Here is a 26,669-nt window from a genome sequence, read left to right on the forward strand (position 1 = left end):
ATCAGCCCAAGTTGTCCTGAATAACGCTCAACACTTTGCGCGCAACTTCTGCAGGCGCGACGGTGTTGATGTTCTTCTCGACGGTGACCTGGACGTTCTCGCCAACCTTGCTCAGGCGAACCTGATAACGCTCGGCACGGGCTTCAACTTCTTCCTTGCTCGGCGCACTGCCAAACAGGCTGCTGAAGAAGCCAGGCTTGTCGTCCTTCTTCTCGGCCTTTTCAGACAAGTTGATGTAGTACAGGCCCAGGCTGCGGTTGATGTCTTCAACGCGCCATTCGCCCTGTTCCAGCGCACGGCCGACGCTCGACCAGGCGCGATCCAGGTCAGGACCCACGTTCAGTACCGGGTTGCCGCTACCGTCTTCGCTCAGGCTGACGCGGTTAGGGGTATCGAAATCACGGGAGGCCAGCATGGAGACGGAGCCGCCCTTCTCGGAAATGCGGCTCATGCTCGCGAGCATGTCATCTACCAGAGCAGCGTCCAGCCCGGTGTTGACCGAACGGTTAGGGAAGTCTACGTCTGCGGTGCTGCCAGCAGGACGTTCGGCACTCACCACGTAGATTTCACTGGTGTTGCGCTGCACGCCTGGCTCGATGCGCACCCGCACGCGGGTTTCGCTGTCAGTGCTGACACCGGCGGCGCTCAGGCGCTTGGCCATGGCGGCGGACAGTTCGTCGGAGTGCTGCCAGGTGGTGGTGAATTCACCGGTTTGCGGGCGCTGTTCGTCCAGACGGAAACCGTTGTCCTGGAAGAATTGCACCGCCACTGGCCAAGCTTCGGCCGGTGGGTTCTGGGCAACGATCCAGCGCGTATCACCGCTCTTCTGCAGCGAGTAGGCGCTGGCATCAGCCGATGCCGTCAGCGGTTGCGGACGAGGAACGATGTATTCACCTTTGACGGTGTCATCTGCCACGTTGCGCGGGATCGGCAAGAGCGGATCCAGACGTTTGGCGGTGGTGACATCCGGCGGCAATTGCATCGGTGCAGTCTGTTGCGCTTCGAGGTAATCGCTACCACGGTCACGGAAATAACCTTCCGGGCCCCAGACCCATCCGCAGCCACTGGTGCTGGAGATGATCAAGGCAAGTGCGGAAAGTCCGGCCAATCGCTTCATGCGTAGTGCTTCCTCAATTAAACCAGGACGCCGGACTGGCGCATGGCCTGCCGCAGCGGTTCGTGACAGGCAGTGCTGAGCCAGGTGAGCGGCAGACGGATACCGTCCGGCATCAAGCCCATTTCATGCAGTGCCCATTTCACGGGAATAGGGTTGGATTCGATAAACAGGGTTTTATTGAGCGGCATCAGCTTTTCGTGAATCGCACGAGCCGTGACGGCATCGCCTTTCAAGGCGGCGTTGCACAGGTCGGCCATGTCACGCGGGGCAACGTTGGCGGTAACGGAAATATTGCCCTTGCCGCCCAGCAGGATCAGCTCGACAGCCGTAGGATCGTCACCCGAAATCACCAGGAAGTCGTCGCTCACGCCGTCGATGATGGCTTTGGCACGCTTCAGGTCGCCGGTGGCTTCCTTGATACCGATGATGTTTTTCACGGTCGACAGGCGGATCACCGTCTCGGTCAGCATGTCGCATGCCGTGCGGCCTGGCACGTTGTACAGGATCTGCGGAATGTCGACGGCTTCGGCGATGGCTTTGAAGTGCTGGTACAGGCCTTCCTGAGTCGGCTTGTTGTAATACGGCGTCACCAGCAGGCAAGCATCGGCACCGGCAGACTTCGCATTGCTGGTCAGCTCGATGGCTTCGCGCGTGGAGTTGGCACCTGTGCCGGCGATCACCGGGATGCGCCCCGCAACCTGCTTCACCACGAAGCGAATCACTTCGATGTGCTCGTTCACGTCGAGGGTGGCCGATTCACCTGTAGTACCGACCGCCACGATGGCGTGGGTGCCGTTTTGCAGGTGAAAGTCCACCAGTTTGCTCAGGCTGTCCCAGTCGAGACGACCCTGTGCATCCATGGGTGTGACCAGTGCCACCATACTGCCCGCAATCATGCAACCGCTCCTGCCGGAAAAAGAGAGCGGTAATGGTACTGGCGCCAAGATGCTTGTACAAGCGAAGTACTGCGCTGCTGCCATTCCCCTTGGCGCTGCTTTTCGCTACCCTTCAGACTTTGATCGGTACTGATAAGCTCGTACGCCGTGTTTCAGCCTCCTTTTTCGGCATCACAAGCCCCGATCCAGCGTTGCCACCCTTCGCTCTTGCCACACTGGAGCACGTTGCAACCTGCCACTCGGGTTTTCTGAATTCGCATCCGCAGGCCCGTTTCCGGTAACAAGAGCCCTTCGAAGTATCGACCGCTCATCGCTTTAGGAATGCTGCATGTCCACCCCCACAGTTCGCGAACAATTCCTTGTCATCAGTGCCCTCGGCGCCAACCCTATGGAGCTGACTAACGTCCTGTGCCGCGCCAGCCATGAAAATCGCTGCGCCGTGGTCACCTCTCGCCTGACGCGTCATGGCGAATGCAGCGCGTTGGTCCTCGAGATTTCCGGCAGCTGGGACGCCCTGGCGCGCCTGGAAGGCAGCCTGCCGAGCCTGGCCAAGAAGCACGCTTTCACCGTCAACGTGGTGCGCAGTGCGGCCCTGGAGAATCGTCCCCAGGCCCTGCCGTACGTCGCTTATGTCAGCTCGGCCTATCGCTCGGACATCATCAACGAGCTGTGCCAGTTCTTCATGGACCACAACGTCGAGCTGGAAAACCTGACCTGCGACACCTATCAAGCCCCTCAAACCGGCGGCACCATGCTCAATGCCACGTTTACCGTGACGTTGCCTGCCGGCGTGCAGATCAGCTGGTTGCGCGATCAGTTCCTGGATTTTGCCGACGCGCTGAACCTGGATGCCCTGATCGAACCGTGGCGCCCACAAAACCCAATGTAAGGAAGCTTTTCATGGCCGTTGCCATCGACCAACCGGTTGCCGACTTCGAAGCGCCTGCCACCAGCGGGCAGACCGTCAGCCTCGCCAGTCTCAAAGGCAAGCAGGTGGTGATCTACTTCTATCCGAAGGACAGCACGCCGGGTTGCACGACTCAGGGTCAAGGTTTTCGTGATCAGCTTGATGCGTTCAAGGCAGCTAACACTGAAGTGTTCGGCGTGTCCCGTGACAGCCTCAAATCTCATGAAAACTTCAAGGCCAAGCAAGCGTTCAACTTCGAGCTGATCAGCGACAAGGAAGAAGCCCTTTGCCAGCTGTTCGATGTGATCAAGCTGAAGAAGCTGTATGGCAAGGAATACATGGGTGTTGATCGCAGCACGTTCCTGATCGACAAGGACGGCGTGCTGCGTCAGGAATGGCGTGGCGTGAAAGTGCCGGGGCATGTGGACGCTGTTTTGGCGGCAGCTCAGGCGCTGAACAAGGGCTGAGTTTTGTGGCGTCCATCAGGGCGCCATCGCGGGCAAGCCTTGCTCCCACTGTTGACCGCGTTGGTCATTCAGACGCGAATCAATGTGGGAGCCACGGTGCGACGATTCGACCTGCTCGCGATGAGGCCCTCAGTCTTATTTACCGTTAAAGCAGCGGCGCCACCACCGGCTCCTTCCGAGGCCAGGCATCCAGCACAGCCTTGAACAGCGTCGCGAGCGGTATCGCAAAGAACACGCCCCAAAATCCCCACAGCCCGCCGAACAACAGCACCGCGCAAATGATTGCCACCGGGTGCAGGTTCACGGCTTCCGAGAACAGCAGCGGCACCAGTACGTTGCCGTCCAGGACCTGGATAATTCCGTAGACCGCCATCAAATAGATGAACTGATCGCTCCAGCCCCACTGGAACAGCGCAATCAGCAGTACCGGCACGGTCACCACCACAGCGCCGACGTACGGCACGACCACCGACACACCCACCAACAGCGCCAGCAACGCCGCATAGTTGAGTCCCAGAACAACGAAGCCGATGTAGGTCACGCCACCACAAATAAAGATCTCGATGACCTTGCCGCGAATGTAGTTGGCGATCTGCCGGTTCATTTCATGGGCGACGCGGGTGATGAGCGCTCGCTCGCGAGGCAGATAGCCGCGCACCCACTGACCGATCATTTCCCGGTCCTTGAGAAAGAAAAACACCAGGATCGGCACCAGCACCAGGTAGATCATGATGTTCACCAGCAGCGGCAAGCTCGACAGGGAGAACGTCAGCGCCCACTGGCCGAAATTGCCGATCTCGCCTCGCGCCACTTCGATGGCCCGCAGCACTTGCTCATCGGATACCAGATGCGGGTAGCGCTCCGGCAGCAGCAATAGCAACGACTGCCATTTCGCTAGCATGCCCGGAAGCTCGTTGAACAGTGTGATCAGCTGATGCCAGAGCAACGGCAACACCACCACGATGAACACCAGCAACACACCCATGAACAGCGCGAACACCAATCCCACAGCCGCTCCACCTGGCACGCGCAAGCGTTCGAGGGTTACCACCAACCCTTGCATCAGGTACGCCAGCACCATGCCGGCCAGCACTGGCGCGAGCATGCCGCCCAGGGTCAATACGGCGGTGAACGCCAGAAACAGCAGGACCGCCAACACCACCGCTTCTTCATCGGAAAAATAGCGCTGGATCCAGTCGCGTAACACTTTGAACATCAAAAATCCTTAGAAACGAACGCTGCGGTTTTCAGGCTTTTTTCAACCAGTAGCGGTATACACCTGCTTCATCTTCCTCGCGAAGCAGCGTATGACCGGCCAAACGAGCAAAGGTGCGGAAGTCGCGCTGTGAACCCGCGTCCGTGGCGATCACCTTGAGTACCGCGCCGCTGGCCATGCGATTGAGTTCCAGCTTGGCCTTGAGCAGTGGTAACGGGCAATTCAAGCCACTGGCGTCCAGTTCGGCATCATGGGCTACAGCGTCGGTCATTGCGTCACTCCGGGTCAGGCGATTGAGCGGGTTAGAATATCTGGTCCGAAGCGAAGTGTCCGGCTACAGTAAGGTCTTTGTCGACTAAGGCTTTGTGCATGACTTTTTTGCGCCCTACCCTGCTGACGCTCGCTTGCCTGCTCGCCTCCCCGGGCTTCGCCGACGACCTGCCGTCACTTGGCGACGCCAGTTCTGCCATCGTCTCGCCGCAACAGGAATACCAACTGGGCCGCGCCTGGCTTGCCCTGTTGCGCAGCCAGGTCTCGCAGCTCAACGATCCACAGCTCAAAGACTACGTCGAATCCAGCGTTTACCGGTTGGTAGAAACCAGCCAGGTCAATGACCGGCGTCTGGAGTTCATCCTGATCAATAGCCCGCAGCTCAACGCCTTTGCGGCGCCGGGTGGGATCGTTGGGGTCAACGGCGGTTTGTTTCTCAATGCTCAGACCGAAGGCGAATATGCCTCGGTACTCGCTCACGAATTGGCTCACTTGTCCCAACGCCACTTTGCTCGCGGTGTTGAAGCGCAACAGCGCATGCAGGTGCCGATGATGGCCGCGTTGCTGGCCGGGATCGTGATTGCTGCGGCAGGCGCCGGCGATGCCGGTATCGCAGCGATTGCCGGTACGCAGGCAGCGGCAATTCAGGAGCAACGGCGCTTCTCTCGCCAGAACGAACAGGAAGCCGACCGCATCGGCATCCTCAATCTGGAAAAAGCCGGGTACGACCCGCGCTCGATGCCGAGCATGTTCGAGCGCTTGGGGCGTCAATACCGCTTCGACGCCAAACCACCAGAATTCCTGCTGACTCACCCGGTTACCGAATCGCGGATTGCCGACACCCGTAACCGTGCCGAACAGGCCAAGCCCGGCGGTATAGAAGACACCCTGCGTTACCAGCTCATTCGTGCACGGGTTCAATTGATCTACGAAGAAACACCGGGGCTTGGCGCGAAACGCTTCCGGGCTCAGCTCGATGAAAATCCGAAAAACGATGTAGCCCGCTATGGTTTGGCAATCGCCCAGATCAAGGGTGGCCAGCTGAATGAAGCGCGCGAGAGTCTCAAGCTGCTTCTGGACAAGGCGCCGAACGAGATCATCTACAACCTGGCGCAGGTGGACCTGGACATCACAAATAATCGCCTGGCAGACGCTCAGTCGCGCGTTGACCGCATGCTGACTCAGTACCCCGGCAACTATCCGCTGAACCAGGTGCGTGTCGACCTGTTGCTGAAACAGAATCGCGCCGCCGATGCTGAAAAAGCCCTTGAAGGCCTGCTTAAATCGCGCCCGGATGATCCGGATGTCTGGTATCAAGTGGCCGAAACTCGCGGATTATCTGGCAACATCATCGGCCTTCACCAGGCTCGCGCCGAGTACTTTGCCCTTGTGGGTGACTATCGCCAGGCCATCCAGCAACTCGACTTTGCCAAACGCAAGGCCGGCAGCAACTTCCCGCTGTCGTCGCGCATCGACGCTCGACAACGCGAGCTGATGGAGCAAGAACGTATGGTCAAGGACATGATGGGCTGAGCAGATTTAGCAGCGGTTTCAGAGATTACCGGACACAAAAAAACCGCCTCTTTCGAGGCGGTTTTTTATTGAGCCAATAACCGGTTTATTCAGCCAGTTTGAAGGTAATGAAGCTCGCGCGACCTTGACGCAAGACTCGCATCGACACCGAGCGATTCTTCGGCAATGCCTTGGCGATCTCAGTGAACTCCTTGGTGGAACCAATCGCCTGATTGTTCAGGTGAGTGATCACATCATTAGGCTGCAAGCCAATCAGGGAGGCAGGACCGTCCTGGACTTCCTTGATGACAACGCCGCCTTTGAGATCAAACGTCTTCTTCTGTTCATCGGTCAGCTCGGCCACCGAAACACCCAGGCGATTGCTGCTGCGCTCAACACCTGATTTCGGCAAGGCATCCAGCTCTTTGCCTTCTTCCGGAATGGCGCCAACGGTCAGCTCGACATTCTGACGCTTACCGTCACGAATCACTTCAAGCTTGGCCTTGGAGCCCGCTTTCAACGCGCCGACCAGGTGTGGCAAATCGGCAGACATGACGATCGGCTGACCGTTCATGCTGAGGATCACGTCACCGACTCGCAAGTCACCCTTGGCAGCCGGGCCATCGTCCTGGATCTGCGCGACCAGTGCACCGGCCGGTTTATCAAGACCGAACGACTCGGCCAGGTCCTTGTTAACCTCCTGAATCACTACACCCAACCAGCCACGGCTGACTTTGCCACCGTTTTTCAACTGATTGGACACATCCATGGCCACGTCGATCGGGATTGCAAACGACACGCCCATGAAGCCGCCGGAGCGGGTGTAGATCTGCGAGTTGATACCCACGACTTCGCCATTCAGATTGAAGAGCGGGCCACCCGAGTTACCCGGGTTGATCGGCACGTCGGTCTGGATGAACGGCACGTAGTTTTCGTTCGGCAGGCTACGACCGATGGCGCTGACAATACCTTGCGTCACCGTGTGGTCAAAACCGAAAGGTGAGCCGATGGCTACGACCCACTGGCCAGCCTTCAGGTCCTGGGATTTGCCGAGCTTGAGTACCGGCAGATCCTTACCTTCGATTTTCAGCAGCGCCACGTCAGAACGTGGATCGGTGCCGATCAGCTTGGCCTTCAATTCACTGCGGTCGGCAAGACGAACGAGAATTTCGTCGGCATCGGCAATCACGTGGTTGTTGGTGAGGATGTAGCCATCAGACGAGATGATGAAACCAGACCCCAGGGATTGGGCTTGCTGGCGATCACCCCGTGGTGAACGCGGCGTGCGGGGTTGAGGCATACCGCGCTCAAAGAACTCGCGCAACATCGGCGGCAAGCCTTCAAGGTCGGGCATATCCTCGCTGGACACTTTACGGTCCGGCAGTTTCTGCGTGGTACTGATGTTCACAACGGCGGGCGAGGCTTGCTCGACCAGTTGCGTGAAGTCAGGCAATTCGACCGCCTGGACAGCAACCGCCTGACCGAGCACCAGCACGGTAGCGAAGATGGAAAGGTAAGACTTCAAGCGTGGTATCGACATACGGCTCCCGTTACGACGAGCATGGTTAAGCGATATGGAGCAAGGAACACCGGGAACGATACGCCGGTATCTTTGTTCCGGGAACAACAAACAAGGCCAGAGCCGAGAGGCCCTGACCTATAAAAAACTTTGGGGGTATTTGCAAATAGAAATGCTCACCAAACATTTCGATATCGGCTCACTACTTGGTTGCAGTGGCGTCGGTGCGCATGGACAGCGCGATCCGTTCTGCGGTGCCGATTGGAATTTCACCGACGACGGTCACCATCATTTCGCCTTGAGGGGTGGTCAAGCGCCGAGAAACGGCAACGGTCGGCCCCAGCTGGGTGCGCGTATCGGTGACAGTTGCACCGTTCAACGGCTCGAGAAACACCGAGAAACGAGCAAGACCGTCGTCGTACAGCAAGCTGTTGACCTGGGTTTTGGTCTCAGGATCTTTGCGGGCACTGCTACTTGTCAATTCGAAGCCCGGAGGCAACCAGTCCGAATGCCAGGATTGGGTCACTTTGGCAGCCGAAGCCTTGTCACTGTCCAGATTAACGGTCTTGCAATCAGCCCCCGCCCTCAAGTCGCTGTCAGAGGGGACATCTGCAGTGTTCAGCTGAGTGAACTGGAAACGCTCCAGCAACTGGCCCTTGTCGTTCAACAACAACGATTTAAGCGGCAGGCCGGTTTCTTTATCCAGATGCAGTTCAAAACCATATCGATGCTGATCACGCGGCGTCAGTGAAACGATCACTGCCGGACGCCCAGCCACACGCGATTTGCCGATGACGGCAAGGTCATACCAATTCTTTAGCTTTTGAGGATCGAGTGCACGCGCAGTGGAATTGGGAGAATCCCCAAGCCCCGCAATCAGGGTGCCGCTGACACATTGAGTATGTCCATCAATGCGCACGACTTCCTGAGCCGAACCGTCGAGCTGTAGTAAACGCTCGCGGACCTTGCCATCCTGGACGCGATGCCAGATGTTGTGGGTAGAAAAACTACCGTTACGCTCGTAAACGAAAGTACCGTAAAAGCTTTGCTGTTGCTCAGCTTGGCCCAGGCGGGTCAACCAGTCCTGGGCTTCATCGGCATGGACTGGAACAACGAACCAGCCACTGAGCAGAAGCGAAAGTAGAGGTATGGCGCGCATGATCCTCCTTAACGGTTTTCCAGGCTTGCTGCACGAGCATACGGCAGTGCACTTTCAGTGCCTTTCAATGCAGCCTGTTGAGCGTGTTGGCGCAGATAGCTTGGCAGACGCTGATCGTGCCAGCCTGGCTGACCTTGCAGCACGCCATTGGCCATTGGGCCAGTTGCTTCCGAACTCTCACTATAGCCTGCCAAGACAGCTGGACCCTTGACCTGAGGAACGGCCAACGTCGGCTGGTTGGACTGCTGAGCCAGTTCGACACCGGCAATTTCGTCCTGGTTGTACAGGCGAACACCGGCCAAAACGGCAACGGTAACGGACGCAGCAACTGCCAGGCGACCCAGGCTACGCCAAGGACCGCGGGTTGCTTTTACCGGTACGGTTTCGTCAGCCAGAGCTGCCGAGACGGCCGCCGCGATATCCAGGCGTGGAAGCAGCAGGTCCTTGTGCATGACTGCCCGAGCGATTTGATAACGAGCCCAGGTTTCACGGGTCTCAACATCGTCGAAGGCATTTAATACCCGACGCAATTCCAGTTCGTCCGCTTCGTTATCCATCACTGCGGACAGCGATTCCTGCAGGGCTTCACGACTCATGGCGTTCCTCTCTTGGCTATCGCCGCTGTCTTTAGTTTTCCTGCAACAACGGCTGCAGGGCTTTATCGATGGCTTCCCGAGCGCGGAAAATCCGGGAGCGCACGGTACCCACCGGACATTGCATGACTGCCGCAATGTCCTCGTAACTCAGACCATCGAATTCACGTAAAGTTAAGGCCGTACGCAAATCTTCTGGAAGTTGCTGAATGGTTCGATGGACGGTGCCTTCGATCTCATCCCGCAGCAACGCACGTTCTGGTGACTCGAGATCCTTGAGGCCATGATCGCCATCGTAGAACTCTGCATCCTCGGAACTTACATCGCTATCCGGCGGCCGGCGGCCGCGTGAAACCAGATAGTTCTTCGCCGTGTTGATGGCGATGCGGTAAAGCCACGTGTAAAACGCGCTGTCTCCGCGAAAATTTCCAAGTGCGCGGTAAGCCTTGATAAAGGCTTCCTGTGCCACATCCTGGGCTTCATGGGTGTCGTGCACGAAACGCACGATCAACCCGAGAATTTTGTGCTGGTACTTCAGCACTAACAGATCGAAAGCGCGCTTGTCGCCGCGTTGAACGCGCTCGACCAGCTGCTGATCCTCTTCCTGGGTTAGCATGAACACTCCTCGATAAGCTCGGAGGAGGCTTGCATAACTAAACGACCAGACTTGCAAACATAGACTCGGGCTTTTCGCAAAAGTTCTCCCCTCCAGGCAAGTTTCCTGCGGGCTCTGATTTGGCACGCACGAAAAGCGCAGCGCGGGCTAGCCCGGCTGCGCGAATAGTCTTTTCATCGGATTCGTCGGCAAGGATCCAGCCACAGATCCCGCGTTGAAGCCGACACTGTCCCTTGATTCGGGCAACGGTCTATTGATCTTGGCCCTTTGGCAAAAGTTCCAAATATTTATAGCCGTGCGAACCGACATTGTGCGGATATGAACAGAAAAAGACTGTTAAATCCACGATACAGTCCTGTTGTCGCCGAACCGGCCAAAAAAACATCCGACGAAGCGTCCGATAAATTCCGTCACAGTAGTTTCACAATGCCATATAGGCTCGGCTATTGTGCCGCTCCCCCTCTCTATATACTAGTGGGCTGTGTGGCTGCCTTGACTCGCCGTTGCGGGAGTTTTGCGCCAACCCCGACCCGGGTCGCATTGAGCGGAATCCTGAAATGAGCCAACAGTTTCAACACGATGTTCTGGTAATTGGCAGCGGCGCTGCCGGTTTGAGCCTTGCGCTGACCTTGCCCGGTCATCTGCGCATCGCCGTTCTGAGCAAAGGCGACCTCGCCAATGGCTCGACGTTCTGGGCCCAGGGAGGTGTCGCTGCCGTCCTGGATGACACCGACACCGTTGAGTCTCACGTCGACGACACGCTCAATGCCGGTGGTGGCCTGTGTCACGAAGACGCCGTACGCTTTACCGTCGAGCACAGCAAAGAAGCCATTCAGTGGCTGATCGACCAAGGCGTACCCTTTACCCGTGACGAACAATCCGGTACCGAAGACGGTGGATTCGAATTCCACCTGACTCGCGAAGGCGGGCACAGTCATCGACGCATCATCCATGCAGCCGATGCCACCGGCGCCGCAATTTTCAGAACCTTGCTCGATAAAGCCAGGCAACGACCCAACATCGAACTGCTGGAGCAGCGGGTTGCAGTCGACCTGATCACCGAGAAACGTCTGGGCCTGGAAGGCGATCGCTGCCTCGGCGCCTATGTCCTCAATCGCAGCACTGGCGAAGTCGATACCTACGGCGCCCGCTTTGTGATTCTCGCGTCGGGCGGCGCTGCCAAGGTCTACCTCTATACCAGCAACCCCGACGGTGCCTGCGGCGACGGTATTGCCATGGCCTGGCGTTCCGGCTGCCGGGTGGCGAACCTGGAATTCAACCAGTTCCACCCCACCTGCCTGTATCACCCTCAAGCCAAGAGTTTCCTGATCACCGAAGCCCTTCGCGGTGAAGGTGCGCACCTGAAACTCCCTAATGGCGAACGCTTCATGCACCGCTTCGACCCCCGAGGCGAGCTGGCACCGCGGGACATCGTCGCCCGGGCCATCGACCATGAAATGAAGCGTTTGGGTGTTGACTGCGTCTACCTGGACATCAGTCACAAGCCCGAGTCGTTCATCAAGACGCACTTCCCGACGGTCTATGAACGCTGCCTCGAATTTTCCATCGACATTACCAAACAGCCGATTCCAGTGGTGCCGGCCGCGCACTACACCTGCGGCGGCGTGATGGTCGATCAAAACGGCCGCACCGACGTACCCGGCCTGTACGCCATCGGCGAAACCAGCTTTACCGGCCTGCACGGCGCCAACCGCATGGCCAGCAATTCGTTGCTGGAGTGTTTTGTGTACGCGCGGTCGGCTGCGGCAGACATTCTTGAACAGCTGCCCGCCGTATCGATCCCGATCGCCCTGCCCGTCTGGGATGCGAGCCAGGTCACCGACTCCGATGAAGACGTGATCATTGCGCACAACTGGGATGAATTACGGCGGTTCATGTGGGACTACGTCGGCATCGTGCGCACGAATAAACGCTTGCAGCGAGCGCAACACCGCGTGCGCCTGCTGCTCGATGAAATCGACGAGTTCTACAGCAACTACAAGGTCAGCCGGGATTTGATCGAACTGCGCAACCTCGCCCAAGTGGCCGAGCTGATGATCTGCTCGGCGATGGAACGCAAGGAAAGCCGCGGCCTGCATTACACGCTCGACTACCCGAACATGCTGCCGGTCGCCCTGGACACTATTCTGGTGCCGCCCACCTACGCCGACTGAACTTGAGCCGAACCCGCAGGCGTCGGTGCACATCCGCCGCCTGCGAATCCCGGGGCACACAGACCGACCGCACGCGCCGCTCCCCCCTCAGGCGAAAACGCAGCACCACTATCAATGGCAATGCCAGGCTGTCCGGCCGTAGCTGTACCGACTGCCAACCCGCCGCTTGATTCCATAACTGCCAGCCGTCGGCGTCACGCCGCAAACCGCGAAAAGCCTGGGGATGACTGAGCAGAATTTGCCGAGGCAGCACCCATGCGCCATGTATCAGACAGGCAAAAGCGCCGAGCAGACTTGCCCAGAGGGGAATTAAAAGCGGGAATAGCGAAACCAGCGCGAGCAGCTGGGCGATCAGATAAGCCGCCAGCAACTGCCGTGAGGCATGCCAGCGGCATTCAAACGAATTACTTGGGCTGGACACGATCCAGAATCATGCGAACCATGCGCTGAAGCTCCGGATCTTCCGATTCGGCCCGCTCCATGAACCAGCCAAACATGTCCTGATCTTCACACTCCAGCAGCCTGACGTAGCAGTCGCGATCAACCTGGTTCAAGTGCGGATAAACTTCCTTTACGAAGGGCACCAGCAACACGTCAAGTTCAAGCATGCCGCGGCGGCTGTGCCAGTAGAGGCGATTCAGTTCAACATTTTCGACCATGGAGCGCTCCTCAAATAGGCCGCAAGTATACAGCCCCCTGTCCGGGCGAACAGTCGGCTTTGGTCGGTCAATACGCCGCTTTTGTGAACTACCCATTTCAAGAGCGCGCCCTTATGATGTCCCCCAGACTCTTTACCCTGCGATGACCCATGGCCGATTCCGCTTTTTTCTGCACCCTGTCCCACGAAGGCGTTCTCGCGGTTCGAGGCGCGGACGCCAGCAAATTCCTGCAAGGCCAATTGACCTGCAACCTCAATTACCTGAGTGACACCCAAGCCAGCCTCGGCGCCCGCTGTACCCAGAAAGGCCGCATGCAGTCGAGCTTCCGCATCCTGCTCGAAGGTGACGGCGTTCTACTGGCGATGGCGACAGAGCTGTTGGAGCCGCAACTGGCGGACCTGAAAAAATATGCGGTGTTTTCCAAATCAAAGCTGACCGATGAAAGCCACGCCTGGGTTCGTTTCGGTGTTGATCATGGCGATGACGCGCTGACCGGTCTGGGCCTCGCCTTGCCGGCGGAAACCGACAGCGTCGTCCGTAACGACGGCCTGATCGCCATCCGTGTTTCGCCGAACCGCGCTGAGCTCTGGGTCGCCGTCGATATAGCTGATGACATCAAAGGCAAGCTGTCCGCCGTTTTGCCCGAACGCGATCTCAATCAATGGCTGCTCGGACAGATCCGCGCCGGGATCGGCCAGGTCATGCCTGCTACCCGCGAGCTGTTCATCCCGCAAATGCTCAACCTGCAAGCCGTCGGCGCCGTCAGCTTCAAGAAAGGCTGCTACACCGGCCAGGAAATCGTTGCGCGCATGCAATACCTCGGCAAACTCAAGCGCCGTCTGTACCGCTTGCAGCTGGATGCCAGTGAACTACCCGAACCCGGCGCACAACTTTTCTCGCCGACCCACGCCAGCTCCATCGGCGAAGTGGTCATTGCTGCGCGCACCGAGCAAAACATTGAACTCCTGGCGGTGTTGCAAGCCGAAGCAGCAGAAGGTGGCGATATCCACCTGGGCGCGCTCGAAGGGCCTGCCTTGCAACTGCTCGACCTGCCTTATGAACTGGACCGCGACCGCGAAATCCAGCGTTGAAGGCAGCACCTGTCGCAATCCCCCTGGAAAGACGAAATGAGCGAGCTGGCGGATAAGGTCCAACAGGATTTGGTGGCGGCCATCAACAACGATGATCTGGTTCTGCCAACATTACCGGAAGTGGCCCTGCAGATTCGCAAGGCCGCTGAAGACCCGGAAATCAGTGTCAGCGCCCTGAGCAAAGTGATCGGCCGCGATACCGCGTTGTCGGCGCGACTGATCAAGGTCGTCAATAGCCCCCTGCTGCGCGCGACTCAGGAAGTGACTGACCTGCACACGGCCATCACTCGCCTGGGCGTCAATTACAGCAGCAACCTGGCCATCGGCCTGGTCATGGAACAGATTTTCAATGCCCGCTCTGAAGTGGTTGAGCAGAAAATGCGCGAAGTCTGGCGCAAGAGTCTGGAAATTGCCGGCATCAGCTATGCACTGTGTCGCCGCTACACCCAGCTCAAACCGGATCAGGCAGCACTTGGCGGGTTGGTGCACCAGATCGGCGTACTACCGATTCTCACGTACGCTGAAGATCACAACGAATTGCTGGCCGACTCCATCAGCCTCAACCACGTGATCGACCAGATACATCCGTTGATCGGCGACAAACTGCTCAGGGTCTGGGACTTCCCGGAAAAGCTGGTGAAGTTGCCAGGACAGTACCTGGACTTCCAGCGCGATTCCGAGCGAGTGGATTACGTGGATGTGGTGCAAGTTGCGAGTTTGTACTGCCACAAGGGCACCGACCATCCGATTGCGCGAGTGAATGCGTTCGACGTGCCGGCGTTCAAGAAACTGGGAATTGACCCTGACAATCTGGCTGTCTGCCAGGATCTGGAAGCATCGCGCTCGATGTTTTACTGATCACTGTGGCGAGGGCCAGCGCCCTTGCCACAAAAGCCTCACCCCGCAATAAAACTCACCCGCACCTTCAACCCGGCCTGCTCGCCATCGTGCAGGCTGATCTGCGCCAGGTGCGCACGACAGATCTCCCCAACAATCGCCAACCCCAATCCCGAGCCGGCCACTTGCTGATTGCGCCGATAAAAGCGCTCGAACACGCGCTCGCGCTCTTCGAGTGGAATGCCAGGGCCATCGTCCTCAACCTCCAGCACCGCAGGCGGCGTCACCCGCAAAATCACGTTACCGCCCGGTGGCGTGTGGGCCAGCGCGTTGTCCACCAGGTTGCTCAACAACTCATTCAACAGCGTCGGCTCACCGCGCAGCCACACCGGCTCGTCCGCTTCCAACGCCAACGCCACCCCGCGCGCATGAGCCAGTGGCGCCATGGCCATGCCCAACTCGCGAGCCAACTGACTGAGGTCGAGTAATTGCGCGCCACCTTCGGCAATCGCACGCGCCCCGTTTTCAACCCGCGCCAGCGACAGCAGCTGATTGGCCAGGTGCGTCAGGCGATCTGTGCCCTGGGCCGCCGTTTCCAGGGTGCTGCGCCACGTCTGCGGTTCGGTTGAACGCAGGCCCAATTCAAGTCGCGCCTTGAGCGCTGCCAAGGGTGTACGCAACTCATGGGCGGCATCGGCAATGAACTGCGCCTGACGCTCGAACTGTCCGCGCAGCCGTTCGGTAAAGTGATTGAGCGCGCGCACCAATGGCCCTAGCTCATGCTGCACTTCCACCAACGGCAACGGCCGCAAATCGTCCGGCTGACGCTCTTCCACTGCGGTGCGCAAACGTTCCAGCGGACGCAATGCCGCACTGACCGCAAACCACACCATCAGCAGCGCACCGATCGCCAGCATCCCTAACCGCAGCAACGTATCCGCCGCCAGGCTGCGCGCCATGCTGACCCGTGCCTCATCGGTTTCTGCGACACGAATCTCCGCCATGCCGTTCATGTTCGGCTCGCTCACCGGTTTGAGCAGGCTGACCACTCGGACGTTCTGGCCCTGATACTTGGCGTTGTAGAAGCGCGCCAGTGCGGGATAGTCATCCGTGCGAGGTGTTCCCGGCGGCGGCGGTGGAAGGTTTTCGTACCCGGAAATCAAATTCTGGTGGATGTCGTTGACCAGGTAAAAAATGCGCCCCGCACTGTCGTAAGCGAAGGTATCGAGGGCCACATAAGGCACATCGGCGCTGAGCGTACCGTCACGCTGCGAAACACCAGCGGCGATGGTTCGCGCGGAGGCCAGCAACGTGCGGTCATAAGCGGTGTCGGCGGCTTCGCGCCCGTTCCAGTAAGCACTCAATCCACTGGCCAGCATCAACACCACCAGCAACAGCGCGAGGTTCCACAGCAACCGCCAACGCAGGCTGCTGGGCTTATGCATCACGACTTTCCAGCAAATAGCCGAGACCGCGGAAGGTCACGATGGCGACCGGGTGGCCGTCGAGTTTTTTGCGCAAACGGTGGACGTAGATCTCGATGGCATCCGGGCTGGCTTCTTCATCCAGCCCGAACACCTGGGAGGCCAGTTGCTCTTTGCTCATCACCCGACCGGGACGCGCGATCAACGCCTCAAGTACGGCTTGCTCGCGGGAAGTCAGCGTCAGCAATTCTTCGCCGAGGGTGAAGCGCCGGGTGTCCAGATCATAGGCCAGCACCCCGCAGGTCTGCTGCCGTTCACCGCCCAGCACACTGCGCCGCAACAAGGCTTTGACTCGCGCTTCGAGCTCCGTCAGTTCGAAAGGTTTGGCCAGGTAGTCATCGGCGCCCAGGTTCAAGCCATGTACCCGATCCTTCACGTCGCTGCGCGCGGTCAGCATCAATACCGGCAAGTTTTTACCCCGAGAACGCAGGCGCGCCAGCACTTCGAATCCGTCCATGCGCGGCAGCCCGACGTCGAGAATTGCCATGGCATATTCCTCGCTGCTCAAGGCCAGGTCAGCGGCCACGCCATCGTGCAAAACGTCCACGGTCAGCCCTGTGCCCTTGAGCGCCTGAGCGACACTTTCAGCGAGCTGCAGATGGTCTTCGACGAGCAGGACACGCATGGATCATTACCTCATTCAGGGATGGTCGACGCCATTCTTTGGCGCGAAGTTTACAGCCGCATCCGTCGCTGTGAAGCCCGAAAACCGTGAAAGGCTGCTGAAAGGTTAGCGAAAGGTTGAGCCGTTAGAGTCGGCCCACGGATGGTTTCGACTGCAAGCCATCAACTCGTGCTTTGAAATGTAGCTCCCGAAAAACGCCTTGATGCGTTTTCGCCAATAAGAACAATAACCGAGGTACTGCACCATGCCGTTGTTACAGCGCCAGGCTGTCCCGCCCTACCCTTTCCCTGAATCTCCACCGCTTGCCAGCGCCGCTACCGGTTGCACGGTGCGAACCCGCCTCGCCTGACTCATCTCGAAAAACAATAACTCCTGTGGAGACATCATGAATCGATCACTGCGCCGTTTCGCCCTCGCCGCCAGCTGCATGCTGTTTGCCGGCCAACTGATGGCCGAACCAAAACGCCCGGAATGCATTGCCCCAGCCTCGCCAGGTGGTGGTTTCGACCTCACCTGCAAACTGGTGCAGAGCGCGCTGGTCAACGAAAAGCTGCTGAGCAAACCAATGCGTGTGACCTACATGCCCGGTGGTGTAGGCGCCGTGGCCTACAACGCAGTGGTCGCTCAACGTCCGGCCGACGCCGGCACTCTGGTGGCGTGGTCCAGCGGTTCATTGTTGAACCTGGCGCAAGGCAAATTCGGTCGTTTCGATGAGAACGCCGTGCGCTGGCTGGCCGCCGTCGGCACCAGCTACGGCGCTATCGCGGTGAAAAGCGATTCGCCGTACAAGACCCTGGACGACCTGGTCCAGGCGCTGAAAAAAGACCCGAGCAAAGTCGTCATCGGTTCCGGTGGAACCGTCGGTAGCCAGGATTGGATGCAAACCGCGCTGATCGCCAAAGCAGCCGGCATCAATCCCCGCGACCTGCGTTACGTTGCCCTCGAAGGCGGCGGTGAAATCGCCACGGCACTGCTCGGCGGCCATATCCAGGTCGGCAGCACGGACATCTCCGACTCCATGCCGCACATCCAGAGTGGCGACATGCGCCTGTTGGCCGTGTTCTCCGAAAAACGCCTGGACGAGCCGGAAATGAAAGACATTCCGACGGCTAAGGAGCAGGGCTACGACATCGTCTGGCCAGTGGTTCGCGGCTTCTACCTCGGGCCAAAAGTCAGCGATGAAGACTACGCCTGGTGGAAAGACGCCTTCGACAAACTCCTCGCTTCCGAAGAGTTCGCCAAGCTGCGCGATCAGCGCGAACTGTTCCCGTTCGCCATGACCGGTCCGGAGCTGGACACGTACGTGAAGAAGCAAGTGTCGGATTACAAAGTGTTGGCCAAAGAATTCGGCCTGATTCAGTAATCGCCTCTGTCCAGCGGCTGCGTCCCCGATGATCGAGGGGACGCGGCACAGGAGTTCCCCATGCTCTTACAACGCATTTTTGCTTCGGTGCTGTTGCTGGCCTGCGTCGGCCTGGCACTGATGGCATGGCCGTATCAGGCCGCTTTTTCCTACGAACCGGTGGGGCCTCGGGCCTTTCCACTGCTGATGCTCGGCCTGATGGGCCTGGCGCTGCTGTACATGGTATTTCGCCCGGCGCCGATCAAGCACGACGCTGATGAACCCCCGATGGACCGTGAAACCCTGACCAAAATCGCTATTTGCGTCGTGCTGTTGCTGGTATTCGCCGGCACCTTCGAACCCCTTGGGTTCATTGTGGCCAGCATCCTGGTCGGCATTCCGATGGCACGCCTGTATGGCGGTCGCTGGGTGCCCAGCACAGTGATCATCAGCCTGATGGCGATCGGTCTCTACCTGCTGTTCGACAAGTTGATGGACGTGCCGCTGCCTCTGGGCCTGCTCGACGTTCTGGAGAACTGATATGGATACTCTTGGTTATTTGGGTCAGGGTTTCGGCGTTGCGCTGAGCCCGTACAACCTGGTGACAGCGCTCTGCGGCACCCTGATCGGTACGGTCGTCGGCCTGTTGCCGGGCCTGGGACCGATCAACGGCGTAGCGTTGTTGATCCCGATCGCATTCGCCCTTGGCTTGCCGCCAGAGTCAGCGCTGATTCTGTTGGCAGCGGTGTACCTTGGCTGCGAATACGGCGGCCGGATCAGCTCGATCCTCCTGAACATCCCGGGCGAAGCCTCCACCGTGATGACCACCCTCGACGGTTACCCGATGGCCCGTAAAGGCCTGGCCGGCGTGGCACTGTCGCTGTCGGCGTGGAGCTCGTTCATCGGTGCGTTCATTGCCACCTGCGGCATGGTGCTGTTCGCGCCGCTGCTGGCGAAATGGGCGATTGCCTTTGGGCCGGCGGAATACTTCGTGCTGATGGTCTTCGCGATTGTCTGCCTGGGCGGCATGGCCGGCGATCGTCCGTTGAAGACGTTTATTGCCGCCTTGATCGGCCTGTTCCTGTCCACGGTCGGGATCGATGCCAACAGCGGCGTGTATCGATTCACCGGGGACAACATCCACCTCACCGACGGCATTCAATTCGTCGTACTGGTGCTGGGTCTGTTCTCTATCAGTGAAATTCTCCTGCTGCTGGAAAAAACCCATCACGGCCAGGAAGCGGTGAAAGCCACCGGACGGATGATGTTCAACTTCAAGGAAGCCTCGGCGGTGTTCGTGGTGAACCTGCGTTGTGGCGTGCTCGGCTTCATCATGGGCGTACTGCCCGGCGCCGGTGCAACACTGGCCAGCGCTGTGGCCTACATGACCGAGAAACGCATCGCCGGTGCCAAAGGCACGTTCGGCCAGGGCGACATGCGCGGCCTCGCGGCACCTGAAACTGCCATCGGCGGCGCAGCGTGTGGCGCACTGGTGCCAATGCTGACCCTCGGCGTTCCGGGTTCGGGTACCACCGCGGTGATGATCGGCGCGCTGTCGCTGTACAACATCACCCCGGGTCCCCTGCTGTTCCAGCAACAGCCGGACATCGTCTGGGGCCTGATCGCGTCGTTGTTCGTCGCCAACATCATGCTGGTGATCCTCAACATCCCGATGATCCGCATCTTCACCCGCATCCTCGCTGTGCCGAACTGGGCACTGGTGCCCGTTATCGCGATCATCACCGGCATCGGCGTCTACGCGGTGCATGCGACCACGTTCGACTTGTTCCTGATGATCGGGATCGGCATCTTCGGTTACATCCTGCGCAAGCTGGACTTCCCGCTGTCCCCGGTGCTGCTGGGCTTCATCCTCGGCGGCCTGATGGAACAGAACCTGCGTCGCGCCTTGTCGATTTCCAACGGTGCACTGGAAATCCTCTGGTCGAGCCCGATCACGTTCGGTGTCTGGGTACTGACCGCAGTGATGTTGCTGATGCCGCTTCTGCGGATCTGGCGCAAACGTTCTGTCGCCCGGCGCGTTGTGGCCGATGTCTGATCGCACACCGTTCAACGCCTGGTGGGGTACGCCGCTGGTCGGCGCGCTGGGCGGTTACCTGGCCAGTCTGATCGGCTGGCCATTGCCGTGGATGGTCGGGTCGTTGCTGGCGATCATCCTGGTGCGCTGCCTGACACCCTGGCAGCTGGCGGAAATCCCTGGTGGCCGCAAATGCGGCCAGTGGGTGGTCGGTATCGGTATCGGCCTGCACTTCACCCCGGTGGTGATGGAGCAGGTGCTGAGCCACTTCGGTTTGATCTTCTTCGGTGCGTTGGTCACCAGCCTGTCCGCCGTGGTCGGGGTCTGGTTGATGCGCCGTACCGGTGAAGATCGCGCCACCGCGTTTTTTTCCAGCATGCCTGGCGGCTCAGGCGAGATGGTCAACCTCGGCGCCCGCAACGGTGCAGTACTCAGCCGCGTCGCGGCCGGGCAAAGTTTGCGGGTGTTGGTGGTGGTTCTGTGTGTACCGGCAGCGTTCAAGTATTTGCTGGGCGACGGAGCACCGGTGTTTCACCCTTCCGCCGTCAACTGGTGGTGGCTGGCGGTTCTTTTCCCGGCAGGTGCCTTGGCTGCCTGGCTGTGGGAACGTCTGCGTCAACCCAACCCGTGGCTGTTCGGCCCTTTGCTGGTGAGTGCGGCGGTGAGCATTGGTTGGGATCTGCACATCGGATTGCCCGACGGCGGCAGCCAGATCGGCCAATGGCTCATCGGCAGTGGCCTGGGTTGCCACTTCAATCGACAGTTTTTCCGTCGCGCACCATCGTTCATGGGGCGCACCTTGATCGGCACGGTGCTGACCATGTTGATCGCAACCGTGGCGGCGCTGGGGTTGAGTGCGCTGACCCACCTGGATTTGCGTTCGCTGACACTGGGCATGATGCCCGGCGGCATTGCCGAGATGAGCCTCACGGCGGAGACCCTGCAACTGTCGGTGCCGTTGGTGACGGCGATGCAGGTGATGCGGCTGTTGTTTGTGTTGTTTCTGGCGGAGCCGTTGTTCAAGTACTGGAACCGTAGTCCAGAGTAAAGACCGAGTTGAAATCATCGCCGGCAGGCGGGCTCCCACAGGTTTTGTGAAAACCATAGACCAATGTGGGAGCCCGCCTGCCGGCGATGCTTTTCAAACCGGCGGCAACCGCCACTCAATCGGCGTCTCGCCATTCTGCTCAAGAAATTTATTGGTCCGGCTGAAATGCCCGCAACCCAAAAACCCACGATAAGCCGACAGCGGCGACGGATGCACCGACGTCAGCACCAGGTGCTTGGTCGCATCGATCAGTTTCTGTTTACTCTGGGCATGCGCGCCCCACAGCATGAACACCAGATGCGGCTGATGCTGGCTGACCACCTCAATGATCCGGTCCGTAAAAAACTGCCAGCCCTTGTCCTTGTGCGCATTGGCACTTGCCCGCTCCACCGTCATGGTGGTGTTGATCATCAGCACGCCTTGATCGGCCCAGCTTTGCAGGTAGCCATGGCTCGGGATGTCGATGTTCAAGTCGCGCTTCAACTCTTTATAGATGTTCACCAGCGAAGGCGGCGCCGGAACGCCCGGCTGCACCGAGAAACACAAGCCATGGGCCTGGCCCGGGCCGTGATAGGGGTCCTGCCCCAGGATGACGACTTTCACCTTGTCCAGCGGCGTCGAGTTGAGCGCATTGAAAATCATCGGTCCCGGCGGATAGATCTCCTTGCCCGCCGCACGTTCCTGTTGCAGGAAGTTGCGCAACTCTGTCATGTAGGGCTGGTCGAACTCAGCACGCAGTGCCTCCTTCCAGCTCGGTTCGAGTTTGATACGGTCGTCAGCAGTCATGGTTACATCCGGCAAAAACAATGGGGCGAACCCTAAGAAGGCCCATCACGCTTGTCAATTGATCTGACGCAGAACCGGCACTTTCTTGCACAGCGATCATACTGAACGCTCAAATTCCCGATCGAGGTCACGATGAATCTGCACTTCGAAGAACTCACCGGCACCGACGGCGCGCGCATCGGCGTTGCCAGCCTGGATGCCGAAAAGTCCCTCAACGCCCTGTCGTTGCCGATGATCAACGCCCTGAGCGATCAGCTGGACGCCTGGGCCAAGGAACCGCAAATCGTCTGCGTCCTCCTGCGCGGCAACGGGGCCAAGGCATTCTGCGCCGGCGGCGAAGTCCGTAGCCTGGTAGAAGCCTGCCGCGCGCATCCGGGTGAAGTACCGCCCCTGGCTGCACAGTTTTTTGCGGCGGAATACCGATTGGACTTCAACCTGCACACCTATCCCAAACCGCTGATTTGCTGGGGACACGGCTACGTGCTCGGCGGCGGCATGGGTTTGCTGCAAGGGGCGAGCATCCGGATTGTTACGCCCAGCAGTCGCTTGGCGATGCCGGAAATCAGTATTGGCCTCTACCCCGATGTTGGCGCCAGCTGGTTCCTGTCCCGCCTGCCCGGCAAGCTCGGCTTGTTTCTCGGTTTGACCGGTGCACACATGAATGGTCGCGATGCCATTGATCTGGACCTGGCCGACCGCTTCCTGCTCGATGAACAACAGGAACAGCTGATTGAAGGCCTGTTGCAGTTGAATTGGCAGGAGCAGACATCAATGCAGCTCAACAGCCTGCTCAAGGCCTTGCAACAGGAAGCCCTTGGGCAAATGCCCGAGGCTCAATGGCTGCCCAGACGCCAGCAAATCGACGAGCTTCTGGATGTCAGCGACGTACGTTGCGCCTGGAAGGCCATCAGCCAACAGCGCGATCACACGGACCTGTTACTCAGTCGCGCCGCCCGAACCATGAGCGAAGGTTCACCGCTGACCGCGCACCTGGTGTGGGAGCAGATCATCCGCGCCCGACACCTGTCGCTCGCGCAGGTTTTCCAGATGGAATACACCCTGAGTCTCAACTGCTGCCGACACCCCGAGTTCAGCGAAGGCGTGCGGGCGCGATTGATCGACAAGGATCAGAAGCCGCACTGGCATTGGCCAGACATCAACACCGTGCCAGATGCTGTGGTCGAAGCGCACTTCCACAAGGCTTGGGAAGGCCGGCATCCTTTGGCGGATCTGGGGGAATACTGAACGAAATGTGGGAGCGAGCCTGCTCGCGATGACGGCGTATCAGCCAACTTTAAGGTCGACTGATACATCGCAATCGCGAGCAGGCTCGCTCTCACATGGATTTTTCTACAACCTAGCGATGACCACCCCGTCCACCATTGTCACCACGGCCGTTGTGATCGCCTCGTCCACCGTGATTATTGTTACGCCCGCCCCCTCGATAGTCATTGTTCCCACCGCGATTGCGGCCGTCCCACCCATGATTCTGATGAGCCCGATAATGCGCCCGTGGCGCCGACTGGTAATAGCGCGGTGCCGGTTGATAAACCCGCGGCTGGTGGTAATACCGGGGGGTTGGCTGGTAGTACCGCGCCGGAGGGGCGTAGTACCGGCGAGGCTGGGTGTAATAGCCTCCGCCGCCTGAATAGTAAGTGGCGCCACTTGAGTAATAGGCAGGTGCTGGCGAGGTGTAGACCTCGGAACTGTAGTAGCTGGATCCTCCATCGGAATAAGGCACGCACGCCCCTAAGGACAATCCCACTACTGCAATAAGAAGAATTCGGCGGAGCTGTTTTCGACAGAGCATGGCGGCCTCCTGGACCGCGAGTGAGCCATACCAGCGACGCTGGCAGGCGACAGTCAATTATTCGGTGACTGTCGAAAGATAAGACATCGATTTCAGAATCTGGTGCGCCCCAGCAACAAGTTGAAACATCTAGCCGATGAAAGGTTTTTCATACATTCACTGGCTGATTGATGGTTCAGCCTGCTGTATCCACCGCTGAAATGAAGCGGCCCGTGTTCGGCGTGTATTGGCTACACGCCACCGTCCTGACATCAGCAGTGTGGACGTTCCATTGCAGTGCATCTCTGCACCATCCCAAGGCAATCAACCCTGCACCCCTTATCGACTATGCAGCTGAACGCCCACGCTAGAGCCTTCAGACGGACTTGGCACGCCTCTCGCTTTAACAATCACGTGCAGGAGTCACTACAGGTTCGCGGCACCACAATTTGCAATGGCTGACTAGGGTTCCGGCTCGCTAAGGCGAGTGACTGGTCCGAGAGTTGGCGACCTCCAGTTGAGGTTACACGGCGGGACAAAAGCCCGGGAGACAAGCCACCGCTAGCGGTGCCGCGTTGCCTCCTGTCCGCCCTTGATCAACTGGAGAACCACCATGTCCCAGCTTCGTTTACCCACCCTGCTCGCCGCTGCATTCGCAGCCTTTGTGAGCCTCTCATCCCAAGCCGCGCAAAAAGACCACTTCAGCGTCTGCTGGACGATCTATGCCGGCTGGATGCCCTGGGAGTACGCGGGCAGCCAAGGCATCGTCGACAAATGGGCGAAGAAATACGGCATCAAGATCGATGTGGTACAGCTCAATGACTATGTCGAATCCATCAATCAATACACTGCCGGCCAGTTCGACGGTTGCACCATGACCAACATGGACGCGCTGACCATCCCGGCGGCCGGCGGCGTCGACAGCACCGCGCTGATCGTCAGCGACTTCTCCAATGGCAATGACGGCATCGTACTTAAAGGCGAGGGCAAAAAAGTCACCGACCTAAAAGGCATGGACGTCAATCTGGTCGAACTGTCGGTGTCCCACTACCTGCTCGCCCGGGCGCTGGATTCCGTCGATCTCGCCGAGAAAGATTTGAAAGTGGTGAACACCTCCGACGCCGACATCTCGGCAGCTTTCAACACGGATCAGGTCAACGCCGTCACCACCTGGAACCCGATGCTCTCGGACATCAAGGCCAAGCCCGGTGTGACCGAAGTCTTCAACTCCAGCCAGATCCCCGGCGAAATCATGGACATGATGGTGGTCAACAGCGCCACGCTCAAAGACAACCCGGCCCTGGGCAAAGCATTGACCGGTGCGTGGTTCGAAGTGGTCGAGTTGATGAACGCGAAAAATGCCGCCAGCAAAGCTGCGCTCGAACACATGGCCAAAGCCTCAGGCACCGATTTGGCCGGCTTCCAGTCCCAACTCGACACCACCAAATTGTTCGCCACACCGCAGGAAGCCCTCGCCTTCACCACCAGCAAACAGTTGCCGGACACCATGCGCAAGGTCGCCGAATTCTCGTTCCAGCACGGTTTGCTGGGTGAAGGTGCGAAGGACACCAGCGCCGTCGGCATGGCCTTCGCCAACGGCGTGACCAGCGGCGACAAAGCCAACCTCAAGCTGCGCTTCGACCCGAGCTACGTGCAAATGGCGGCCGACGCCAAGCTGTAATCAGGAGGACATGGCCATGCGCCTGATCAATCGCCACCCGGATCGCCCGAGTCGCCTGTTACTGGTGATCCTGCCCTTCGCCCTGGTGCTGTTCGCCTACTTCATGGGCTCGGCAGAGCGGCTGATGGACAACCCCAACGACAAGCTGCTGCCCAGCGCCGTGCAAATGACCGACGCGGTCAAACGCCTGGCGTTCACTGCGGATACCCGCACCGGGGATTACCTGCTGTGGCAGGACACCGCGTCCAGCCTGCGACGCTTGGCTATTGGCCTGGGCATCAGCGCGATTGCCGGACTTTGCCTGGGCATCGCCGCCGGCACGCTACCGCTGTTTGGGGCGCCGCTGTCCCCCTTGCTGACGGTGCTGTCGATGGTGCCACCGCTGGCGATCCTGCCGATTCTGTTCATCGTGTTCGGGCTGGGCGAATTGTCGAAAGTGATGCTGATCGTGATTGGTATCACCCCCTGCCTGGCCCGTGACCTGGAACAGCGCGCCCGGGAAATTCCGGTCGAACTGCTGATCAAGGCCCAGACCCTCGGCGCATCCACCTGGACCTTGATGTTGCGCGTGGTGCTGCCTCAACTATTGCCGCGCCTGTTGATCTCGTTGCGCCTGATGTTGGGCTCGGCGTGGTTGTTCCTCATCGCCGCCGAAGCCATTGCCTCCACCGACGGTCTCGGTTACCGGATTTTCCTGGTGCGCCGTTACCTGGCAATGGACGTGATCCTGCCGTACGTGGTGTGGATCACCCTGCTCGCCTGGCTGATGGATTGGGGCCTCAAGCGCCTGACCCGGCGTGCGTTCCCCTGGCACGAAGGTGCCTCCAAATGAGTTCCGAAGGAGCC

At 59.1% G+C, this 26,669-nt stretch carries 27 protein-coding genes and 1 riboswitch; of the genes, 13 read left to right on the top strand and 14 right to left on the bottom strand.

The window, feature by feature from the left end:
- Position 1: 1 nt before the first annotated feature.
- Positions 2-1,117, bottom strand: a complete 1,116-nt coding sequence (gene bamC, locus GBC55_RS04555; RefSeq protein WP_162439470.1) for an outer membrane protein assembly factor BamC — start codon at positions 1,115-1,117, stop codon at positions 2-4.
- A 17-nt stretch (positions 1,118-1,134) separates the two neighbouring features.
- Positions 1,135-2,013, bottom strand: coding sequence for a 4-hydroxy-tetrahydrodipicolinate synthase (dapA, locus tag GBC55_RS04560; protein WP_162439469.1), 879 nt, complete (start codon positions 2,011-2,013; stop codon positions 1,135-1,137).
- Between the two features lie 328 nt (positions 2,014-2,341).
- On the opposite strand from dapA, the gene GBC55_RS04565 reads away from it, so the two are divergent.
- Entirely contained in the window at positions 2,342-2,902 is a 561-nt protein-coding gene (locus GBC55_RS04565) for a glycine cleavage system protein R (RefSeq protein ID WP_162439468.1), read from the top strand.
- A gap of 11 nt (positions 2,903-2,913) precedes the next feature.
- Positions 2,914-3,387, top strand: coding sequence for a peroxiredoxin (locus GBC55_RS04570; protein ID WP_162439467.1), 474 nt, complete (start codon positions 2,914-2,916; stop codon positions 3,385-3,387).
- A gap of 145 nt (positions 3,388-3,532) precedes the next feature.
- Here the strand turns inward: GBC55_RS04570 and GBC55_RS04575 are convergent, their stop codons facing one another.
- Positions 3,533-4,603, bottom strand: coding sequence for an AI-2E family transporter (locus GBC55_RS04575; RefSeq protein ID WP_162439466.1), 1,071 nt, complete (start codon positions 4,601-4,603; stop codon positions 3,533-3,535).
- A 31-nt stretch (positions 4,604-4,634) separates the two neighbouring features.
- A complete protein-coding gene (locus tag GBC55_RS04580; protein ID WP_028621876.1) occupies positions 4,635-4,874 on the bottom strand; it encodes a sulfurtransferase TusA family protein in 240 nt (79 codons plus the stop codon).
- Positions 4,875-4,972: 98 nt separating this feature from the next.
- On the opposite strand from GBC55_RS04580, the gene GBC55_RS04585 reads away from it, so the two are divergent.
- A complete protein-coding gene (locus GBC55_RS04585; protein ID WP_162439465.1) occupies positions 4,973-6,406 on the top strand; it encodes a M48 family metalloprotease in 1,434 nt (477 codons plus the stop codon).
- 85 nt (positions 6,407-6,491) lie between these two features.
- On the opposite strand, the gene GBC55_RS04590 is transcribed toward GBC55_RS04585, so the two are convergent.
- From GBC55_RS04590 to rpoE, 4 genes are all read right to left on the bottom strand, one after another.
- Entirely contained in the window at positions 6,492-7,925 is a 1,434-nt protein-coding gene (locus GBC55_RS04590) for a DegQ family serine endoprotease (protein WP_162439464.1), read from the bottom strand.
- Positions 7,926-8,106: 181 nt separating this feature from the next.
- On the bottom strand, positions 8,107-9,063 hold the full coding sequence (locus GBC55_RS04595; RefSeq protein ID WP_162439463.1) for a MucB/RseB C-terminal domain-containing protein: 957 nt from the start codon (positions 9,061-9,063) through the stop codon (positions 8,107-8,109).
- A gap of 8 nt (positions 9,064-9,071) precedes the next feature.
- Complete coding sequence (locus GBC55_RS04600) at positions 9,072-9,659, bottom strand: anti sigma-E factor RseA C-terminal domain-containing protein (protein ID WP_162439462.1); 588 nt, start codon at positions 9,657-9,659, stop codon at positions 9,072-9,074.
- A 31-nt stretch (positions 9,660-9,690) separates the two neighbouring features.
- A complete protein-coding gene (gene rpoE, locus GBC55_RS04605) occupies positions 9,691-10,272 on the bottom strand; it encodes an RNA polymerase sigma factor RpoE (protein ID WP_007944079.1) in 582 nt (193 codons plus the stop codon).
- Positions 10,273-10,829: 557 nt separating this feature from the next.
- Between rpoE and nadB the strand changes: the two genes are divergently transcribed.
- Complete coding sequence (gene nadB, locus GBC55_RS04610; protein ID WP_162439461.1) at positions 10,830-12,446, top strand: L-aspartate oxidase; 1,617 nt, start codon at positions 10,830-10,832, stop codon at positions 12,444-12,446.
- On the opposite strand, the gene GBC55_RS04615 is transcribed toward nadB, so the two are convergent.
- Both GBC55_RS04615 and GBC55_RS04620 read right to left on the bottom strand, forming a co-directional pair.
- Positions 12,415-12,867 (bottom strand): protein YgfX, encoded by a 453-nt coding sequence (locus GBC55_RS04615; protein WP_162439460.1) that lies wholly within the window; start codon positions 12,865-12,867, stop codon positions 12,415-12,417. The genes nadB and GBC55_RS04615 overlap by 32 nt on opposite strands.
- Positions 12,851-13,105, bottom strand: coding sequence for a succinate dehydrogenase assembly factor 2 (locus GBC55_RS04620; RefSeq protein WP_045058777.1), 255 nt, complete (start codon positions 13,103-13,105; stop codon positions 12,851-12,853). The genes GBC55_RS04615 and GBC55_RS04620 overlap by 17 nt, the downstream gene beginning before the upstream one ends.
- A gap of 149 nt (positions 13,106-13,254) precedes the next feature.
- Here GBC55_RS04620 and GBC55_RS04625 point away from each other — a divergent pair, with 149 nt between their 5' ends.
- Together GBC55_RS04625 and GBC55_RS04630 are read left to right on the top strand one after the other, a co-directional pair.
- The gene (locus GBC55_RS04625) at positions 13,255-14,196 is read left to right on the top strand and encodes a folate-binding protein YgfZ (protein WP_162439459.1); all 942 of its coding nucleotides are present in this window, start codon (positions 13,255-13,257) and stop codon (positions 14,194-14,196) included.
- Positions 14,197-14,232: 36 nt separating this feature from the next.
- Positions 14,233-15,054, top strand: a complete 822-nt coding sequence (locus GBC55_RS04630; RefSeq protein WP_162439458.1) for an HDOD domain-containing protein — start codon at positions 14,233-14,235, stop codon at positions 15,052-15,054.
- Between the two features lie 38 nt (positions 15,055-15,092).
- Here GBC55_RS04630 and GBC55_RS04635 read toward each other — a convergent pair whose 3' ends face one another.
- Positions 15,093-16,478, bottom strand: coding sequence for a sensor histidine kinase (locus tag GBC55_RS04635; RefSeq protein WP_162439457.1), 1,386 nt, complete (start codon positions 16,476-16,478; stop codon positions 15,093-15,095).
- Positions 16,471-17,142: a response regulator gene (locus GBC55_RS04640; RefSeq protein ID WP_162439456.1), complete on the bottom strand. Its 672-nt coding sequence runs from the start codon at positions 17,140-17,142 to the stop codon at positions 16,471-16,473. The genes GBC55_RS04635 and GBC55_RS04640 overlap by 8 nt, the downstream gene beginning before the upstream one ends.
- Before the next feature lie 385 nt (positions 17,143-17,527).
- On the opposite strand from GBC55_RS04640, the gene GBC55_RS04645 reads away from it, so the two are divergent.
- From GBC55_RS04645 to GBC55_RS04660, 4 genes are read left to right on the top strand one after another with little or no spacing between them, the layout of a single operon-like run.
- A complete protein-coding gene (locus tag GBC55_RS04645; protein ID WP_162439455.1) occupies positions 17,528-18,505 on the top strand; it encodes a tripartite tricarboxylate transporter substrate binding protein in 978 nt (325 codons plus the stop codon).
- 60 nt (positions 18,506-18,565) lie between these two features.
- Positions 18,566-19,024 carry a tripartite tricarboxylate transporter TctB family protein gene (locus GBC55_RS04650; RefSeq protein WP_162439454.1) on the top strand — a complete coding sequence of 153 codons (459 nt, stop codon included), beginning with the start codon at positions 18,566-18,568 and terminating at the stop codon, positions 19,022-19,024.
- Between the two features lies 1 nt (position 19,025).
- Entirely contained in the window at positions 19,026-20,540 is a 1,515-nt protein-coding gene (locus GBC55_RS04655) for a tripartite tricarboxylate transporter permease (RefSeq protein ID WP_162439453.1), read from the top strand.
- A complete protein-coding gene (locus GBC55_RS04660) occupies positions 20,533-21,567 on the top strand; it encodes an AbrB family transcriptional regulator (protein ID WP_162439452.1) in 1,035 nt (344 codons plus the stop codon). Before GBC55_RS04655 ends, GBC55_RS04660 begins: the two co-directional genes overlap by 8 nt.
- 93 nt (positions 21,568-21,660) lie before the next feature.
- Here GBC55_RS04660 and ung read toward each other — a convergent pair whose 3' ends face one another.
- Positions 21,661-22,353: a uracil-DNA glycosylase gene (gene ung / locus GBC55_RS04665; RefSeq protein ID WP_162439451.1), complete on the bottom strand. Its 693-nt coding sequence runs from the start codon at positions 22,351-22,353 to the stop codon at positions 21,661-21,663.
- A 132-nt stretch (positions 22,354-22,485) separates the two neighbouring features.
- Here ung and GBC55_RS04670 point away from each other — a divergent pair, with 132 nt between their 5' ends.
- On the top strand, positions 22,486-23,598 hold the full coding sequence (locus GBC55_RS04670; protein ID WP_162439450.1) for an enoyl-CoA hydratase/isomerase family protein: 1,113 nt from the start codon (positions 22,486-22,488) through the stop codon (positions 23,596-23,598).
- 112 nt (positions 23,599-23,710) lie between these two features.
- Here the strand turns inward: GBC55_RS04670 and GBC55_RS04675 are convergent, their stop codons facing one another.
- Positions 23,711-24,163 (bottom strand): hypothetical protein, encoded by a 453-nt coding sequence (locus GBC55_RS04675; RefSeq protein WP_194691132.1) that lies wholly within the window; start codon positions 24,161-24,163, stop codon positions 23,711-23,713.
- Positions 24,164-24,593: 430 nt separating this feature from the next.
- A riboswitch (guanidine-I (ykkC/yxkD leader) is annotated at positions 24,594-24,694 on the top strand.
- A 61-nt stretch (positions 24,695-24,755) separates the two neighbouring features.
- On the opposite strand from GBC55_RS04675, the gene GBC55_RS04680 reads away from it, so the two are divergent.
- The gene (locus GBC55_RS04680; protein WP_162439449.1) at positions 24,756-25,823 is read left to right on the top strand and encodes a putative urea ABC transporter substrate-binding protein; all 1,068 of its coding nucleotides are present in this window, start codon (positions 24,756-24,758) and stop codon (positions 25,821-25,823) included.
- Between the two features lie 16 nt (positions 25,824-25,839).
- A complete protein-coding gene (locus GBC55_RS04685) occupies positions 25,840-26,655 on the top strand; it encodes an ABC transporter permease (protein ID WP_162439448.1) in 816 nt (271 codons plus the stop codon).
- The last annotated feature ends 14 nt before the right edge of the window (positions 26,656-26,669 follow it).

Source organism: Pseudomonas sp. TNT3 (genome assembly GCF_010095445.2).
Classification (GTDB): Bacteria; Pseudomonadota; Gammaproteobacteria; order Pseudomonadales; family Pseudomonadaceae; genus Aquipseudomonas.

Excerpts from the sequence above, each read along its gene's own strand:
- bamC (WP_162439470.1), bottom strand. The coding sequence starts at position 1,117 with ATGAAGCGATTGGCCGGACTTTCCGCACTTGCCTTGATCATCTCCAGC.
- dapA (WP_162439469.1), bottom strand. The coding sequence starts at position 2,013 with ATGATTGCGGGCAGTATGGTGGCACTGGTCACACCCATGGATGCACAG.
- GBC55_RS04565 (WP_162439468.1), top strand. The coding sequence starts at position 2,342 with ATGTCCACCCCCACAGTTCGCGAACAATTCCTTGTCATCAGTGCCCTC.
- GBC55_RS04570 (WP_162439467.1), top strand. The coding sequence starts at position 2,914 with ATGGCCGTTGCCATCGACCAACCGGTTGCCGACTTCGAAGCGCCTGCC.
- GBC55_RS04575 (WP_162439466.1), bottom strand. The coding sequence starts at position 4,603 with ATGTTCAAAGTGTTACGCGACTGGATCCAGCGCTATTTTTCCGATGAA.
- GBC55_RS04580 (WP_028621876.1), bottom strand. The coding sequence starts at position 4,874 with ATGACCGACGCTGTAGCCCATGATGCCGAACTGGACGCCAGTGGCTTG.
- GBC55_RS04585 (WP_162439465.1), top strand. The coding sequence starts at position 4,973 with ATGACTTTTTTGCGCCCTACCCTGCTGACGCTCGCTTGCCTGCTCGCC.
- GBC55_RS04590 (WP_162439464.1), bottom strand. The coding sequence starts at position 7,925 with ATGTCGATACCACGCTTGAAGTCTTACCTTTCCATCTTCGCTACCGTG.
- GBC55_RS04595 (WP_162439463.1), bottom strand. The coding sequence starts at position 9,063 with ATGCGCGCCATACCTCTACTTTCGCTTCTGCTCAGTGGCTGGTTCGTT.
- GBC55_RS04600 (WP_162439462.1), bottom strand. The coding sequence starts at position 9,659 with ATGAGTCGTGAAGCCCTGCAGGAATCGCTGTCCGCAGTGATGGATAAC.
- rpoE (WP_007944079.1), bottom strand. The coding sequence starts at position 10,272 with ATGCTAACCCAGGAAGAGGATCAGCAGCTGGTCGAGCGCGTTCAACGC.
- nadB (WP_162439461.1), top strand. The coding sequence starts at position 10,830 with ATGAGCCAACAGTTTCAACACGATGTTCTGGTAATTGGCAGCGGCGCT.
- GBC55_RS04620 (WP_045058777.1), bottom strand. The coding sequence starts at position 13,105 with ATGGTCGAAAATGTTGAACTGAATCGCCTCTACTGGCACAGCCGCCGC.
- GBC55_RS04625 (WP_162439459.1), top strand. The coding sequence starts at position 13,255 with ATGGCCGATTCCGCTTTTTTCTGCACCCTGTCCCACGAAGGCGTTCTC.
- GBC55_RS04630 (WP_162439458.1), top strand. The coding sequence starts at position 14,233 with ATGAGCGAGCTGGCGGATAAGGTCCAACAGGATTTGGTGGCGGCCATC.
- GBC55_RS04635 (WP_162439457.1), bottom strand. The coding sequence starts at position 16,478 with ATGCATAAGCCCAGCAGCCTGCGTTGGCGGTTGCTGTGGAACCTCGCG.
- GBC55_RS04640 (WP_162439456.1), bottom strand. The coding sequence starts at position 17,142 with ATGCGTGTCCTGCTCGTCGAAGACCATCTGCAGCTCGCTGAAAGTGTC.
- GBC55_RS04645 (WP_162439455.1), top strand. The coding sequence starts at position 17,528 with ATGAATCGATCACTGCGCCGTTTCGCCCTCGCCGCCAGCTGCATGCTG.
- GBC55_RS04650 (WP_162439454.1), top strand. The coding sequence starts at position 18,566 with ATGCTCTTACAACGCATTTTTGCTTCGGTGCTGTTGCTGGCCTGCGTC.
- GBC55_RS04655 (WP_162439453.1), top strand. The coding sequence starts at position 19,026 with ATGGATACTCTTGGTTATTTGGGTCAGGGTTTCGGCGTTGCGCTGAGC.
- GBC55_RS04660 (WP_162439452.1), top strand. The coding sequence starts at position 20,533 with ATGTCTGATCGCACACCGTTCAACGCCTGGTGGGGTACGCCGCTGGTC.
- ung (WP_162439451.1), bottom strand. The coding sequence starts at position 22,353 with ATGACTGCTGACGACCGTATCAAACTCGAACCGAGCTGGAAGGAGGCA.
- GBC55_RS04670 (WP_162439450.1), top strand. The coding sequence starts at position 22,486 with ATGAATCTGCACTTCGAAGAACTCACCGGCACCGACGGCGCGCGCATC.
- GBC55_RS04675 (WP_194691132.1), bottom strand. The coding sequence starts at position 24,163 with ATGCTCTGTCGAAAACAGCTCCGCCGAATTCTTCTTATTGCAGTAGTG.
- GBC55_RS04680 (WP_162439449.1), top strand. The coding sequence starts at position 24,756 with ATGTCCCAGCTTCGTTTACCCACCCTGCTCGCCGCTGCATTCGCAGCC.
- GBC55_RS04685 (WP_162439448.1), top strand. The coding sequence starts at position 25,840 with ATGCGCCTGATCAATCGCCACCCGGATCGCCCGAGTCGCCTGTTACTG.